This is a genomic window from Bacteroides galacturonicus, from assembly GCF_003096855.1.
In the GTDB taxonomy this organism is placed as follows: domain Bacteria; phylum Bacillota; class Clostridia; order Lachnospirales; family Lachnospiraceae; genus Lachnospira; species Lachnospira rogosae.
This window is the reverse complement of the sequence record NZ_QEOA01000008.1, coordinates 107,574-123,746: the sequence shown is the minus strand read 5'-3', so window position 1 is coordinate 123,746 and position 16,173 is coordinate 107,574. Positions and strand designations below refer to the sequence as shown.

Sequence of the window (16,173 nt, the reverse complement as noted above, 5' to 3'; positions counted from 1 at the left end):
TAGATGGGAGTAAGCTATGAAACTGAAAGACAGATTGGGTAAACACCCGGTGCTTATTATTACAACAATATGTGTAATATGTGTAGCTGTTATAGCAGGATTTACAGCACATATAGAACTTCAAAGGTATGAGGACGGAATTCTTGATGTGTGTGCGACACAGCAGGATGCGTATGTACAGCTTGTTCTTGACCAGATTAATCTTAAGGATAATAGAAATGATGAGCAGATTATTAAGGAAATCCTTGAGACAATGGATGCCTCGTCTAACCATTACTGGACATTTTCAAAGGACCAGTCAATGCTATTTGTAAAAGATATAACAGAAACTAATAAATATAAAGGCGTTACAGCTTCAACATATTATATGTCAGATAGTGCCAAGGAGTTCATAGATGGTCTTATACAGAATAAGGTTGCGCATAAGACAATTAATATTAACGACAACGATTATATTGCCTCAGGAGTTCTGTTTGAATATAAGAATGAGCCATACAGATTATGCCTGCTTACACAGAGGGGTGCACTTCTTGATAACAACAGTTATCTTGGTGTAAAGACACAGATGACTACATTATTCGTGGTACTTCTTCTGATTATTGTCTTAGTGCCAATGCTTATGGCTTATTATATAAGACATATGTTATTCAAAATGGACGTACAGAAGGATACAATCGATACGGTCAACAGACGACTTTCAAAGATTAACCAGAAGCTTATGGAAAGCGACCTTCACGATACAAGAAATAATCTGTGGAAGCAGAAGGCTATTATTCCGTTTCTTGAAAAGATTACTAAGAGGGAGATATATCCGGTCACATTTATACATATCAAATGCAGGAATATTGAAAGCAGGGTTAAGTTTATAGAAAGAGCAGTATATATTCTTGATAAAAATGTTCTGAGATTTGAATATGGCAGGACGGATCTTGTGCTTATATTTATTAAGATTGATGAAAAGCGTGCCCTGGACAAGATTAATATACTTGTAGATGATAATTCATCAGTTGAGAACAGCCAGCTTGTTAATAATGAAGCTGATATTAGTAAACTTAAGGACAGATATAAACAGAGTAAGGCTGTATAAATACAGTGTATATGCTTAAAATATCAGACAGGAATGGAGATTAATATGGCAGTTAAGTTGTACAGGGAATATAGAATTAAATTTTACCTTAATATGAGGCATTACATAATTATTGATGGCAAGAAGGGTGAAATACATCCACACACATGGGAGTTCGCTCTGGATATTAAGTTTGGAAGAAGCTCATTTGTTGAGTTTAATATATTCGAGAAGGGAATTGCCAATTTCCTTGAAAAGTACCAGAATAAGGTGCTTAATGATGAAGAGCCTTTTGACAGCATAATGCCGACACTTGAGAATGTAACTGATTATTTTTCAAGTGAATTCTACAGGATAATTCATGATATCGGTGGAATGATGACAAGATTAGAGGCGAGCGAAACTCCTACAAGAAGTTATATTGTTAATATGGCAGAGCAGGAGGGAAATGCACAGATTAACGCAGATACAGAGAATATAATATTATCTGAGGTTATGGATGCAGTATTAGATGATTTAACAGAAGGATGATGGCTGTTATGAATAGAAATGATGTGAACAGGAAGACGTGGTATCTGTTAATTCTTATGCCAATAATATATCTGGCAGTGTCAGTGCTTGTTGTATTCTTAGTTAAGAATAATGGGGCATACCCTACAGGTTCAGATACTATGTATCATATATTCCGTGGAGATTATGTATACAATTCTATAAAGGAAGGCAGCTGGTATCCTATATATAATTCTATGTGGTATAACGGCGTGGAGATTATGCGTTACTGGGCACCACTTACAGCATATTATATGGCATTATGCCAGATGATTGCAGGTGGAGGACAGCTTGCAGGATACCTTATATTCGTGGGCTCAGTCTGCTTTTTTAACAGCATATTATGGCTTATAATAGGCAGGAAAATGAATAGGCCATATCTTGGTGCATTTGTTGGACTTATATGGTTCTTTATGCCTAATAATCTGCTTGCATTGTTTGTTGAAGGTAATCTTGCAAGATCATTGTGTATGATATTTCTGCCTGTATTCATATATGCGGTATGTGAATATCTGTCAGAGAGAAAGAGAATATATATTCCTATAATTATAGTTACATTCGCACTTATGGCAATGTGTCATCTTGGCTATGCTGGTATGATTGCACTGGCAGTGCTTATATACTGCATAGTGTATATGTTCCAGCAAGGCAATAAGAGAGCGGTATTGGAAGTGATTGTCAGCATACTGCTTGGATTTATGGTTCTTGGAATATGGCTTGTTGCTTCGCTTAATGGAGGAATAACATCACTTGATAACTCAGAAAATATGGCTAACTTCTTTCAGAAGCTTGTTGTTACTCTTAATCCGCTTGATAGAATTAAGAGCAATAACTCCCATTTCTACTATGGGCTTGCAGCGTGCATAATAGCGGTATGCGGAATATTCCTTGGATATAAGAAGTCAAGAGCGGGATTTGTGACAGCGGTAGTCATTCTTGTATGCACTACTACAGCTATGTATCCGGTGTTAAGCCTTCTTCCGGGAAGCCAGTATCTTTGGATGTTAAGATTTATTTCCATAGCATTATGCTTTATATTGTACAGCTTTCTTAAGTGGGATACATTAAAGAAGCCGTTGGTGCTATTGATGTGTGTTCTTCTTATAGCAGATATAGTGCCATCACTTACATTGATAACAGGCGGAAGTCTGTTTACAGAAGATAATAAAATATCTTTAAGTGGAATGTTCAGCCGGTATAATAGTACATCAGAGGATAATTCTTCTGATACATCGCTTATTGATGACATTTTATCATTAAATATGACAGATACAAGTGAGGCAGAGGACAGGATTAATCATACACAGAACTATACACTTATATCAAAGGCACAGAGCATAACAGGACAGAGGCTTGCACTTATGGATGCGAGCAGTCTTGGAGCTATGGGTGCGTGGCTTACAGCAGACTGGAATAACGGAGTGCCGGCTGCATTTGGTGCGGGCTGGGAAGCGGCTAACACATCAACTAACATAGCCAATCTTAATAAGGCTATGGCTGAAAGCAGATTTTACTATATGTTTGACAGATGCGAGGAGCTTGGTAACGACACAGTTGTTGTAAGGCTTTCACAACTTAATAAATATACAGGAACTCTTGATAAGCTTGATGAGGCGGCAAATGCTGTGGGTTATAAGCTTGTTGACTACAATGGTGATTACAGGCTTTATCATCTTGATGTTAATGGTAACTGGGGAACTATAAGCACTTATGAAGCTATAGGAATAGGAAGTGGTGCTTCAGGAATTTCTTTAAGATTTCCAGCGGTAGAAGAAACGGACTCTTATAATCTTGATGATTATACATTTGAGCAGTTATCGCAGTATAAAGAGATATTCCTTGACGGCTTTACTTATAATGATAAAGAGGCGGCAGAGGAGCTTATTATAAGACTTAGTGAGGCAGGGGTTAAGATTATAATCTCAGCAGACTCCATTCCGCAGGATAAGAGAACCCATACACAGACATTTCTTGGAGTTACCTGTAATGCGGTTAAGTTCGAGAATGGTTATCCAGAGATGAATACAAGAATTGGGCGTGTATATACAGATATGTTCCCACAGGGACACACTGAGTGGAATACTGTATATCTTGATGGACTTGATACTTCTTACGGAAGTGTTGACGATAATGGACTGAGTCTTGATTTCTATGGAACAGTTAAGAATGATAATATAATAATGTGTGGTCTTGGCATTATGAATTTCTACAGTATGACAGGTGATAAGACAGTTGGAAGACTGCTTGAGAATATGTCAGGTCTTACACAGGAAACATTGCCACAAAGAAAGATATTTCCTCTTACAATTGATTATACAGGCAGCACGATTACAATAACATCTAATGAGGATAATGTTAACACTGCACTTGCTTATCACGACATATTCAGCACAGCACAGAATATTGAAAAAAAGAATAATCTTATGTATATACAGAAAGGTACAACAGTTATTAATATTAAAGTGCCTTATGTATGGCAGGGAGCAATTGTCAGCATAGCAGGAATTATCCTGTCAGTTGTATGGGTGATTGCGCTTGGAAAGACAGGAAAGTCAGGGAAGAATAAGAATGAGAATATTTGATACACACGCACATTATGATGATGAAGCATTTGATGTGGACAGGGACGAACTGCTTAATAAGCTTTTATCTACAGACATTGATACTATTGTAAATGTCGGTGCAAGCATAGAAGGGTGCAGGAAGACTTTAAATCTTGCGAAGCAGTATAAGAATATATATGCGGCTATAGGCGTTCACCCAGATGATTATGACAAACTTAATGAGGATATTATAAGCTGGCTTAAGGAAGAAGCACTAAGCAATCCGAAGGTTGTTGCAATAGGTGAGATTGGACTTGATTATTATTATGATGAGCCAGAGAGGGCAGTACAGCTTAAATGGTTTGAAAGGCAGTTACAGATGGCTGTTGAAGTTAATAAGCCAGTGATTATACATTCCAGAGAAGCCTGTGCGGACACAATTAACATTTTAAAAAATGGAAATGCGGACAGGATAGGTGGAATAATACACTGTTATTCATATACTAAGGAGTCGGTCAAGACATTTTACGATATGAACTTCTACTTTGGAATAGGCGGCGTGCTTACCTTTAAGAATGCAAGAAAGCTTGTTGAGGCGGCGGAGGTTATACCAATGGAGCGCATATTATTAGAAACAGACTGCCCATATCTTGCACCAGTTCCTAACAGGGGCAAAAGAAATGACAGCAGTAATATAAGATATGTCATAGAAAAGCTGGCAGAAATCAAGAAAATGTCTTATGATGAGATAGTGGACATTACTAATAACAATGCGAGAAGGTTATTCTTTAAAGAGGCATAACATATTCGTCAATCAGTAATTATAAGAATGGAGATTATACAGTGGATAATAAATACGCACACGTTATGCACCTTGGCAATCCGACTAATACAATCGCGGTGCTTAACAGATACGGTTTTAATTTTCAGAAGAAGTTCGGTCAGAACTTTCTTATAGATGAAAATGTAGTTGAAAAGATTGTGAGGGAAGCCGGAGTTACGAAGGATGATTTCGTGCTTGAGGTAGGACCGGGTATTGGAACTATGACACAGATACTCTGCGAGAATGCAAGAGAGGTTGTAGCTGTCGAGATTGATAAGAAGCTTATACCAATTCTTACAGAGGATACACTGTCGTGGTATGATAACGTAACAGTTATCAATGAGGATATATTAAAGCTTAATATTAAGGAACTTGCAGACAAGAAAAATGGTGGTAAGCCAATAAAGGTTGTTGCTAACCTTCCTTACTACATAACAACTCCTATTATTATGGGACTTTTTGAGAGTTGTGTGCCTTTGGACAGCATAACTATTATGGTTCAGAAGGAAGTGGCAGACCGTATGCAGGTAGGTCCGGGAACTAAAGATTACGGTGCACTTTCATTAGCAGTGCAGTATTATGCCAGACCTAAGATTGTGCTTAATGTTCCAGCAAGCTGTTTTATGCCACGTCCAAATGTAGACTCAGCGGTAATAAAGCTGGAAAGATACCAGAAGCCTCCAGTTGATGTGCTTGATGAACATCTTATGTTCAAGATAATAAGAGCTTCATTTAACCAAAGAAGAAAGACTATGATGAACAGCGTGGGTAATAGCGGTGAAGTCAATGTATCCAAAGAGGAACTGCTTAAAGCATTAGAACAGTGTGGATTTTCTGCTACAATAAGAGGAGAAGCACTCACATTAGAGCAGTTCGCGGCTCTTACTAATGCGATAATTAATAACAGATAACAGACAGCACATAATTAAGGCAATGAATATTTACCTCCCTTAGGACATAAGATTGATTAGTTAATCTTATGTCCTAAGGGAGGTTTTAAAATGGCTGATTATCAACGTTTTGTGTCATATATCTATTCATATCCGGGTGGAGTTAAGGATAAGAATGTAGGCTTTGCAAAGGTTGAAGTTGTCAGGGGAGAAATCCGGTTAAATATTAATCTAAGGGGTGTATATACTGATACTCCGGAACTATTCGGGGTGTATCTGTTATTCGCAGGTTATAACAGTGGTGAATACCAGCTTTTAAAGGCTGGCGACTGTATGGTGCAGAATGGTATGGCTGTGTACAAGGGCATATTTAATTCGTCCAACATTGATAGTACAGGGTATACATTTTCTGACATATGCGGCATTGGAATAGCCAATCAGGCGGATGCATTCTATATGATGTTCTCAATGTGGAAAGATGAGAGCATTAATACACAAAAAATCCACTTCGTTGACAAAGAAATGTTGATTAATGAAAGAAAAAGAGCTTCTGTTGTTGATAATTTCAAAGATAGTACCAATAAACCAGACAATGCCAGCCATAACGTAGCAGTGGATAATAATGCACCAGAAAATGCTAATGCTTTGCAGAATATGAATGGAACAGTCAGTGCAGCACAGTCAGACAGTAATACAGCATACACCAATGGATGTATGATACGGGAGGATAAGGATGTTGCAATTATGCAGGCGGAGACTTTGGATAACTGCACCGGTCAGGGTAATAAGATAATGCAAAGTGATAATGATAAGTCAAAAAGAAAAAAAGCAAAGACCAGCTTTGACAAAAAAGTCGATAAATTATTGTATGCAAAGCCTGATTATATTGACGCATTTGATGATGACTATCTGTACGACTGCGTAGAGGTGTCAACAGAGGTGCTTAAAGAGCTGTTGTCCATAGAGAATGACATAATAAATAACAGCTTTTTAATACACGGATATTATAATTTCCGGCATCTTTTGTTTGGCAGGGTGTGTGAAAATGAGAATAACACACATTATTTTATTGGCGTGCCGGGAATGTACTGCAACAGGGAGAGGTATATGGCTTCAATGTTTGGCTTTAACAATTTTAAGAAAAGCCATAGAAGCGATTATTCTAATCCATATTTTGGATACTGGTATCAGGAGATATAGACAAAACGTCTGTGATCCTGCCATTTGCCGTTAAGCTTTACATAAGAATGTGCAATGCCTTCATCAATAAATGACATTTTGTCCATAAGGTGGAGTGAAATCTTATTGTCAGGATGAATGTAACATTCTGTGCGGTGGATACCTAAATCGGGAATTACCACATCAAGCATATGGGCAATCATAAGGGAAGCAAGCCCTTTGCCGCGGTTAAGACGGTCTATTTTATATCCCATATTAGCAGATGGTGATGAGCCTCTGTTGATGTGGGATAAAGAAATAGTTCCGATAATGTAGTCGGGATTGTCATTAGATACAAGAAAAAATCTTACAAAATGTAAAGACATAAGAGCTTTGTTCTCAGCATTGAGCATATTCTTGATGAATTCTTCTGTATAGAAAGCTTCTGGCTTATCACTTTCATATATATCAAAATCGTTGCGGTTTCTGTAATAGAAATCCAGAACATCAAGGCTTTTATCACAGCCTAATACTTTAAGCGTGTAATCTCCAAGACTGTATCTTACGTTCATAGGTAGTCCTCCAGGTGTTAAATGCACTTTAAATAATTATGTTAAGGTATTCCTTGAATTAACGGTTAATAAATCCCTGATTGTTATCTGCGTCAGAGCTTTCAGCAAGTGCCTTTTCTTTGAGTATTTTTTTCTTCTCGCGCAGTTCCTTAAAGAAGGAGCTTAGCATAGTTGAACACTGTTCTTCGCATACGCCCCTTACAACCTCAGCCTGATGATTAAATTGTGGCATTTGCAAAATGTTAAGAACAGAACCGGCACAGCCAGCCTTAGAATTCATTGAACCGATAACTACACGTGGAATTCTTGCTTGAATAATAGCGCCGGCACACATCTGGCAGGGCTCTAATGTTACATACAGTGTACAGCCTTCAAGTCTCCAGTCCTGCATATAACGGCTTGCTTTTTTAATTGCGGTTATCTCAGCGTGTCCAAGTGTAGTCTTGTCGGTATTACGTCTGTTATATCCTCTGCCAATAATCTTACCATCATACACGATAACACACCCGATAGGCACTTCATTAATCTTAGCCGCTTTCTTCGCCTGTCCAATCGCCAGTTTCATAAAATGAATATCCATATTGTCAAATTCGTCATTAACCATAAAATCCACCAAAATCCGATCTAAACTTTTAAGATGAGCACTTTTGTGCTCATTATATCACGATTCGTAGCTTCGCTACTCTCCGCTGCTATCGCAGCTATCGTAATCGTCATTCGCCGTTCGCCAGATATCTGCTAGCAGCTTTCTGGCTCTCTTGCGCTCATTATATCATATGCCCTGCGTTGCTTTTCCACGAATCCGAAGTTTCGAAGAAACTTCTAAGTGACTACGAAGTAGTCATATTATATCATATGCCCTGCGTTGCTTTTCCACGAATCTGAAGTTTCGAAGAAACTTCTAAGTGACTACGAAGTAGTCATATTATATCATAAAAAAGAAATTTTTAAAAATATATTGACAAACCTGCCTCTTAGTTGTATTGTTAGTTACATAAGTAATGAACCAAATAACGAATTATGGTGATTAACAAAATAACAGAATGGAGAGATTGCATGCAGGAACATTTAACGCAGGAAAAATCCATATATATACAGATAAGTGAGATGATAGAAACAGATATCTGCCGTGGAATTCTGCTTGAAGAAGAAAAAGTTCCAAGCACGAATGAGCTGGCAAAGCTGTATACGATTAACCCTGCAACGGCGGCCAAAGGTGTCAACATACTTGTTGATGAGGGAATACTTTATAAGAAAAGAGGTATTGGAATGTTTGTAAGTAAGGGTGCTAAAGATATGATACTTAATAAAAGAAAAGGTGCATTTTATGAGAACTATGTCAAGTCATTGATAGAGGAAGCCAAGAGTATCGGAATAACAACTAAAGAATTAATCAAGATGATTGAAGAAAGCGAGAGTTAATATGAGCGGTCTGGAGTGTAAGAATATAAGTAAAAGCTATAAGGATAATAAGGTGCTTGATAATGTGAGCCTTAATATTGAACAGGGAAAGATATATGGTCTTATAGGAAGAAATGGTGTTGGAAAGACAACACTTATGTCAATTATGACAGGACAGAATCCAGCGGACAGCGGAGATGTTACATATAATGGACAGCCTGTGTGGGAAAATGCAGAGGCGTTAAGCCATATATGCTTTTCAAGAGAGATTAATACCAAGAGCCTGCTTGGAATGAACAATCAGAAGGTTAAAGAATATCTTCGTCTTGCTTCAATATATTATAAGAACTGGGACAAGGATATGGCAGAGGAACTTGTGAAAAGGTTTGGTATTGATAAAAAGAAGAAGGTATGTAATCTTTCAAAAGGAATGTTGTCAATGCTCACAGTGATAATAGGACTTGCAAGCAAGGCGGAGATAACAATTCTTGATGAGCCGGCAGCAGGGCTTGATGTTATCGTCAGGGAAGAATTCTACAAGCTTATTATAGATGAGCAGCAGGAGAATGGCAGAACATTTATAATATCAACACACATCATTGAAGAAGCGGCAAATGTATTCGAAGAAGTTATAATACTTAAAGATAAATGTGTATATTTAAAGGAAAATACAGTTGAATTACTTGATAAATGCCGTTATGTATCAGGTCTTGAAGAAGATGTAAAAAATGCTGTTGATGGCTGCAAAATTATCAATGAAGAACATATAGGAAGAAGCTACGCTGTTACAGTAATGCAGGATGGCGATGGGAAAATCAAAGCAGTTCAACATGTTACGGTACAGTCGGTTTCACTTCAGAATTTATTTATTGCGATATGTGGACAGTCGAATATGTAAGGAGGGGTGACCTATGAATTATGGATTGGCAAGAATAATCAAAGAACCATTGTATCAGGCATTGAGGAACACTATGTATATAATAATAGGTGCATTTGCATTGACAATATATAGTATGTTTGTAGTTAATGATAAGGGAGCACATTCCGCTTTGGCAGTTGGAATGTTGTTTTCCCAGTGTATTATATATATTGGTGGATATGTCATAGTATTATTTATGATTTGTTATACCTGTCAGAATATTTCACTTGCAGTTTCTTTTGGCTGCACAAGAAAGCAGGCTGTGGTGGGGGTCTATATTATTGAGTTTCTAATGGGCATTTTCTTAATTATTGTGTCAGTAGCAGGAGCCTTAACAGCTGGTTTAATGGGAGTTGATATCAGTCTTGGAATATGGATATTGCAGGCGGTACTGGTTATGCTTATATGTATAGCTGTGGCTAATATAGGTTCAAGCATAACATTAAAAGTGGGAAGAATAGGTTATATGTCAATGGTTTTAATAATGGGATTTGTAATGGGAATTATGACGGTTTTCATCAAATCAACATTAGCTGCAGGATATAGCATTATGGGTGGATTTATAAATCTTAATGCAGGCACCTGTACTACAGGAATAATAGCCGCATTTATAGCTGTGTTAATATCAATGTATATATATTACCTTGCGATAAGAAAGCTTGTAGTGAGAAGCTAGGGCTGGAATGGAGAAGAATATGGAAGAGATAGCGAAGATTTTTAAAATAAACAAGACAGGTATAATGCAGACATTTATGATACTCATAATATGTTCGGTTGCAGGGAATATTATCCACGATGTAATTATGTTAATGGAGAACATAGGACTTGTAGAGAAAGATTATACAGTATTTCCAATGGGAAGCTTTATGGTAATAATTGGAATTATTGCCACAGTTATATTTGCAGCGACAACTTATAACTACACAAGATTCAATATGGATGTATCATATGGATGCACGAGGAAGATGTATATTATAAGACAATGGGTGTTTGATATTGTGGTTATTATTATGGCGTGGGCAGGATTAGGTATTACATATCTGTATGAGAACTGGAAGTTTGCGGCATTTTATTCAGAATATAGACTGGAGCTTAGCATAACACCGCTTTTTCACTTCAAATATTTTGTTGTTTCATTGATAATGTTAAGTTCATTTAATATGCTTATTAGTTCACTGATTATAAAATATGGAATAAAGGGCAGAAGAATAATGGCATTCGCATATATGATAATCTGCTTCTCGATGGCTAAGGCAGAGAATATATATCAGGGGATATATGAGAGAATATTAACCCTGCCAATTGGAACAGATATATTATTATGGCTGGTGACATTAATTATAGCGGCTGTATCAGCAGTGGTGGCAATACTATTAATTAAAAAACAACAGGTTGCAAATTAGAGTGGTAAAATCAAAAAAGAATGTTATAATAAAGTATCACACATTGTAGTATATATTTAAAGGAGCAAGTGATGGATACTTTTAATGCAACTAAGGGGGCAACAATACTTATAGTTGATGATTCACGTTTCCAGCGTACTATAATAAGGGAATTGTTAAGGGAACATTTTAATATTTTTGAAGCTGAATCTGGTGAAGAGTGTCTTGGTATAATTAAAAAGGACAAGGTGTCTATTGATTTACTCATTCTTGATCTTGAAATGCCGGGAATAGGCGGCTTCGATGTTTTAAGGCGGCGACAGGAGATACAGCATTTTGCTGATATACCTGTAATAGTCCTTACAGCGACTAACAGCAGTGATGTTCAGGCAAGTGTGTACGAGCTTGGAGCTAATGACTTTCTTATTAAGCCGATTGACCCTAAGACAGCATTTTTTAGAATTCAGAACCTTCTTAAGTCAAAGCACAGAATAGCAAGTCTTATTAAAGAGTATGACGATTTCAAGTTTAAATCAAAGATTGATGAGATGACAGGACTTCTTAATAAGTCAGCAACAATAAAGCTTATAACGGATGCATTAAAAGAATATTCGAATGGACTGCACGCTTTGATGGCAGTGGATATTGATAATTTCAAGGCAATTAATGATGTGTATGGACATACAGTAGGTGACCATACAATATCTATTGTTGCAAGCGTTATGGCATCACAATTTGAAAAAACAGACATTGCAGGAAGAATAGGCGGCGATGAGTTTGTATTATTTGTTCGTGACATTGAAAGCAGGAAATATGTGTATGAAAAGGCACAAAAGATTGTTGATATAATATCAGCCAAAGAGAATATGTCTATTCCAGAGGATGTAACAATTAGTATAGGTGTTGTATTTACTGATGGAACAGAGAAAGATTATACAGAGTTATTTGCCAAGGCAGATGAAGCACTTTATGAGTCAAAGCATGCAGGAAAGTCGTGTTACCGCGAATATGGTGTCAAGCTTGACGGCAGGAAGGCATCAAAGACAATACCTGTTATTACACGCTCAAGAAATGTGATAAGTATAATTGAGTTCGTGCACGAATCATCTTATGATATAAGAAAGATAGATAATGTTAATGATTTTGAAGAATTAATTAGTGGGGTAAAGAATATTCCGTGCATTTATGTAGATATATCCGAGATGGAAGATAATGGATATAGGGTACTTGAGGATATAACTAATACAGACAATTTAATAATAAAGAATATGCCAATTGCCATTATATGTAAAGAGGGAAGTATGGAGCAGATACGTCTTGCAGCAGGCTATGATTGTGTTAAAGACATATTATTTGCACCAATTGAGCCACAACAGCTCAAACGCCGTATCGCAGCTTACAGGAGTAAGATAAGTGATTAACTTTACTTGACAGAGTTGGTATATAACATTTATAATAAAGGAACCGTGCAGCCGGGGAGTTAGCGGCACCTTGTACCTGCAATCCGCTATAGCAGGGGTGATGTTCGGCAGAGGGCGAGATTTTATGGAGCCGCCCGATATAAGTGGTGATGACATTTGGGTCTTTCGCAACAGGAATTCATGAACCATGTCAGGTCAGGAATGAAGCAGCATTAAGTGAAACCTTCTGTGTGCCGAAAGGCAGCCTGGATCGAGCTAACTGTATCGGTAACGTCTGTGGATGATCATTCGAAGCTGAACGCACGGTATTTTTGCGCGAGTAACGATGAGAATGGATTGAAAGAAGGACGTTTCCTGCTAGCAGGAAAAAGGCCTTATTGCAATCAATTCGAGGAGCACCGCGACAGTGACAGAAGCGAAGCTTCTGGAACGCTATCGTTACGAGTTGAGCGAAGTGTAACGTATTGTAATACGCGATGAGAATGGATTGGAAGAAGGACGTTTCCTGCTAGCAGGAAAAAGGCCTTATTACAATCAATTCGAGGAGCACCGCGACAGTGACAGAAGCGAAGCTTCTGGAACGTCATCGTTACGAGTTAAGCGAAGTGTAACGTATTGTAATACGCGATGAGAATGGATTGAAAGAAGGACGTTTCCTGCTAGCAGGAAAAAGGCCTTATTGCAATCAATTCGAGGAGCACCGCGACAGTGACAGAAGCGAAGCTTCTGGAACGCCATCGTTACGAGTTAAGCGAAGTGTAACGTATTGTAATACGCGATGAGCGAAACACCCCTTCAGAAAGGAAGTCCTCTAAGTATGTCATATCAGGCCCTATACAGAAAGTGGCGTCCTGACACCTTTGAAGATGTTAAAGGTCAGGATCATATAGTTACAACATTAAAAAATCAGATATTGGCAGACAGAATAGGACACGCATACCTTTTCTGTGGTACCAGGGGAACTGGCAAGACGAGTGTTGCAAAGATATTTGCCAGGGCAGTTAACTGCGAACACCCGGTTAATGGAAGTCCATGTGGCGAATGTCCTGCATGTAAGGCAATTGCAGCAGGAACGTCTATGAATGTAATAGAGATTGATGCGGCATCTAATAATGGTGTCGATAATATAAGAGAGATAAGAGAAGAAGTACAATACTCTCCAACAGAAGGGAAGTACAAAGTATATATAATAGATGAGGTTCATATGCTGTCTATAGGAGCGTTCAATGCACTGTTAAAGACACTTGAAGAACCACCTGCATATGTAATATTTATACTTGCAACAACAGAGGCGGCTAAGATACCGATAACTATTATGTCGCGCTGTCAAAGATATGATTTTCACAGAATATCAATAGAAACAATAGCAGACAGGCTCACTCAGCTTATGAAAGCAGAGAATATAAGCGTTGAGGATAGGGCAATAAAATATGTAGCCAAAGTGGCTGATGGTTCTATGCGAGATGCACTCAGTCTGTTAGACCAGTGCATAGCATTTTATCTTGGCAAAGAGCTTAAGTATGAAAATGTACTTGACGTGCTTGGAGCAGTTGATACAGAAGTGTTCAGCAAGATGTATAAGACAATAAAGACATCAGATGTTGCAGGCTGTATGAATCTTATGGAAGACATAATTATGCAGGGCAGGGATTTGTCTCAGTTTGTGACAGATTTTGTGTGGTATTTAAGAAATCTTCTGCTGATTAAGACAACAGATGATATAGATAAGATAGAAGATGTTATCGAGGTATCCAAGGATAATATTAAGGATATGATAGAAGATGCCAGGGACGTAGATGTTGACAGTATAATGCGTCATATAAGAGTTCTGTCAGAGCTTTCCAATGAGATGAAGTATGCAACGCAGAAGAGAGTTAAGGCAGAGGTAGCTTTTATTAAGCTTATGAAGCCGGCCATGGAAAGTCCTAAGGATATGCAGGAGCTTGCAGGCAGGGTAAATGACCTTGAGAACCAGTTAAGTGAAGCTCTTAGTAAATTACAGTCAGGTGCATATATAACTAAGGATATGCTTGATAATATGTCATTACAGTCAGGTGGTGCTGGTGCTTTAGGCACTGGCAGCAGGAATGATGCAGTACAGGAAGAAAAGCCTGTTCTTAGAAGAAATTATGATGCAGTCACAGATGATATAAAGCAGATAGCAGGACAGTGGAGTCAGATAGTAGCTTCAATGGATGATGCACTGCTTATGAATTTGTTAAAGCAGGCTGATGTTACTGTAACAGAGGATGGTAATAGCCTTGAGATTATGGTAAAATCTATTAGTGGTTATAACGTGATAAGCAGGGAAGAAACAATCGCTAAGATAGAAGAGCTTATCGAAGAAAGAACAGGTATATCAGTAAGAGTGGTATGCACAAGAATTGATGAAGATGAGGATTTTAACAGGCGTTATATAGCATTAGAGGAGCTTGTTGGAATGGATATCGAAATAGATGATAAGGAGGAATTTATATAATGGCTAAAAGAGGTGGATTTCCAGGAGGAATGCCTGGCAATATGAACAATCTTATGAAGCAGGCACAGAGAATGCAAAGACAGATGGAGGAACAGCAGGCAGCTCTTGAGTCTAAAGAATTCACAGCTACAGCAGGTGGCGGAGTTGTTGAAGTTACTGTAACAGGTAAAAGAGAAGTGACTAAGGTTAAGATTGATCCAGAAGCAGTTGATCCAGATGATGTAGAAATGTTAGAGGATTTAATAGTTGCTGCAACTAACGAAGCACTTCGTAAATGCGAAGAAGAATCACAGGCTTCTATGTCTAAGATAACAGGTGGTCTTTCAGGACTTGGAGGAGGCCTTTTCTAATGGACATATACAGCGGTCATATTAATAAGTTAATAGAGCAGTTGTCAAGATTACCAGGGGTTGGGGCTAAGAGTGCCCAGCGCCTGGCATTTCACATTATAAATATGCCTAAAGAAGAAGTTGAGGGCATAGCCAATGCAATGATTAGTGCTAAAGAGCATATACATTACTGTAAAGAATGTTATACGCTTACTGATGAGGAACTTTGTCCTATATGCAAAGATCCTAACAGAAATCACAAGCAGATTATGGTCGTTGAACAGACAAGGGATATGGCAGCATACGAAAAGACAGGAAAGTATGAGGGCGTGTATCATGTACTTCACGGGGCTATAAGTCCAATGCTTGGAATAGGCCCATCAGATATTAAGCTGGCAGAACTTATGAAGCGTCTTCAGAAAGATGTAGACGAGGTAATAATCGCTACGAACTCTAATCTTGAGGGAGAAACAACAGCTATGTATATAAGCAAGATGATAAAGCAGGCAGGCATAAAGGTTACAAGAATAGCCAGTGGAGTGCCTGTAGGCGGAGACCTTGAATATATAGATGAGGTTACACTCCTAAGAGCACTTGAAGGCAGGACAGAATTATAACCATTTAATATATGGAGTTGAAGT

General features: G+C 38.0%; 16 protein-coding genes and 1 other RNA gene. 15 read left to right on the top strand and 2 right to left on the bottom strand.

Going from position 1 to position 16,173, the window contains the following annotated elements; genetic code table 11:
- Nucleotides 1–16 precede the first annotated feature (16 nt).
- The 6 genes from C7390_RS12535 to C7390_RS12510 all read left to right on the top strand — a co-directional run bounded on the left by C7390_RS12535 (nucleotide 17) and on the right by C7390_RS12510 (nucleotide 7,071).
- Nucleotides 17–1,087 (top strand): hypothetical protein, encoded by a 1,071-nt coding sequence (locus C7390_RS12535; protein WP_090141260.1) that lies wholly within the window; start codon nucleotides 17–19, stop codon nucleotides 1,085–1,087.
- 45 nt (nucleotides 1,088–1,132) lie between these two features.
- Nucleotides 1,133–1,597, top strand: coding sequence for a 6-carboxytetrahydropterin synthase (locus C7390_RS12530; protein WP_022501300.1), 465 nt, complete (start codon nucleotides 1,133–1,135; stop codon nucleotides 1,595–1,597).
- Nucleotides 1,598–1,605: 8 nt separating this feature from the next.
- Nucleotides 1,606–4,197, top strand: coding sequence for a 6-pyruvoyl-tetrahydropterin synthase-related protein (locus tag C7390_RS13800; protein ID WP_318295698.1), 2,592 nt, complete (start codon nucleotides 1,606–1,608; stop codon nucleotides 4,195–4,197).
- Nucleotides 4,184–4,960, top strand: coding sequence for a TatD family hydrolase (locus tag C7390_RS12520; protein ID WP_055177414.1), 777 nt, complete (start codon nucleotides 4,184–4,186; stop codon nucleotides 4,958–4,960). The genes C7390_RS13800 and C7390_RS12520 overlap by 14 nt, the downstream gene beginning before the upstream one ends.
- 41 nt (nucleotides 4,961–5,001) lie before the next feature.
- Nucleotides 5,002–5,892, top strand: coding sequence for a 16S rRNA (adenine(1518)-N(6)/adenine(1519)-N(6))-dimethyltransferase RsmA (rsmA, locus tag C7390_RS12515; protein ID WP_318295697.1), 891 nt, complete (start codon nucleotides 5,002–5,004; stop codon nucleotides 5,890–5,892).
- Nucleotides 5,893–5,982: 90 nt separating this feature from the next.
- On the top strand, nucleotides 5,983–7,071 hold the full coding sequence (locus C7390_RS12510) for a DUF6128 domain-containing protein (RefSeq protein ID WP_090141258.1): 1,089 nt from the start codon (nucleotides 5,983–5,985) through the stop codon (nucleotides 7,069–7,071).
- Here the strand turns inward: C7390_RS12510 and C7390_RS12505 are convergent.
- Both C7390_RS12505 and tadA read right to left on the bottom strand, forming a co-directional pair.
- The gene (locus C7390_RS12505) at nucleotides 7,059–7,601 is read right to left on the bottom strand and encodes a GNAT family N-acetyltransferase (protein WP_022501295.1); all 543 of its coding nucleotides are present in this window, start codon (nucleotides 7,599–7,601) and stop codon (nucleotides 7,059–7,061) included. The genes C7390_RS12510 and C7390_RS12505 overlap by 13 nt on opposite strands.
- Before the next feature lie 58 nt (nucleotides 7,602–7,659).
- Nucleotides 7,660–8,205, bottom strand: coding sequence for a tRNA adenosine(34) deaminase TadA (gene tadA, locus C7390_RS12500; protein ID WP_022501294.1), 546 nt, complete (start codon nucleotides 8,203–8,205; stop codon nucleotides 7,660–7,662).
- A 452-nt stretch (nucleotides 8,206–8,657) separates the two neighbouring features.
- Here tadA and C7390_RS12495 point away from each other — a divergent pair, with 452 nt between their 5' ends.
- The 9 genes from C7390_RS12495 to recR all read left to right on the top strand — a co-directional run bounded on the left by C7390_RS12495 (nucleotide 8,658) and on the right by recR (nucleotide 16,149).
- Nucleotides 8,658–9,023 carry a GntR family transcriptional regulator gene (locus C7390_RS12495; protein WP_055306983.1) on the top strand — a complete coding sequence of 122 codons (366 nt, stop codon included), beginning with the start codon at nucleotides 8,658–8,660 and terminating at the stop codon, nucleotides 9,021–9,023.
- Between the two features lies 1 nt (nucleotide 9,024).
- Nucleotides 9,025–9,900 carry an ABC transporter ATP-binding protein gene (locus C7390_RS12490; protein ID WP_116444290.1) on the top strand — a complete coding sequence of 292 codons (876 nt, stop codon included), beginning with the start codon at nucleotides 9,025–9,027 and terminating at the stop codon, nucleotides 9,898–9,900.
- A gap of 13 nt (nucleotides 9,901–9,913) precedes the next feature.
- A complete protein-coding gene (locus tag C7390_RS12485) occupies nucleotides 9,914–10,597 on the top strand; it encodes a hypothetical protein (protein WP_055306981.1) in 684 nt (227 codons plus the stop codon).
- Nucleotides 10,598–10,616: 19 nt separating this feature from the next.
- A complete protein-coding gene (locus tag C7390_RS12480; protein ID WP_055306980.1) occupies nucleotides 10,617–11,324 on the top strand; it encodes a hypothetical protein in 708 nt (235 codons plus the stop codon).
- A 71-nt stretch (nucleotides 11,325–11,395) separates the two neighbouring features.
- Nucleotides 11,396–12,724, top strand: coding sequence for a GGDEF domain-containing response regulator (locus C7390_RS12475; protein WP_116444289.1), 1,329 nt, complete (start codon nucleotides 11,396–11,398; stop codon nucleotides 12,722–12,724).
- Between the two features lie 43 nt (nucleotides 12,725–12,767).
- Nucleotides 12,768–13,030: signal recognition particle sRNA large type (gene ffs / locus C7390_RS12470), an RNA gene on the top strand.
- Between the two features lie 511 nt (nucleotides 13,031–13,541).
- Nucleotides 13,542–15,203, top strand: a complete 1,662-nt coding sequence (dnaX, locus tag C7390_RS12465) for a DNA polymerase III subunit gamma/tau (protein WP_116444288.1) — start codon at nucleotides 13,542–13,544, stop codon at nucleotides 15,201–15,203.
- Nucleotides 15,203–15,553 carry a YbaB/EbfC family nucleoid-associated protein gene (locus C7390_RS12460; RefSeq protein WP_022205992.1) on the top strand — a complete coding sequence of 117 codons (351 nt, stop codon included), beginning with the start codon at nucleotides 15,203–15,205 and terminating at the stop codon, nucleotides 15,551–15,553. Before dnaX ends, C7390_RS12460 begins: the two co-directional genes overlap by 1 nt.
- On the top strand, nucleotides 15,553–16,149 hold the full coding sequence (gene recR, locus C7390_RS12455) for a recombination mediator RecR (RefSeq protein WP_022503083.1): 597 nt from the start codon (nucleotides 15,553–15,555) through the stop codon (nucleotides 16,147–16,149). The genes C7390_RS12460 and recR overlap by 1 nt, the downstream gene beginning before the upstream one ends.
- The last annotated feature ends 24 nt before the right edge of the window (nucleotides 16,150–16,173 follow it).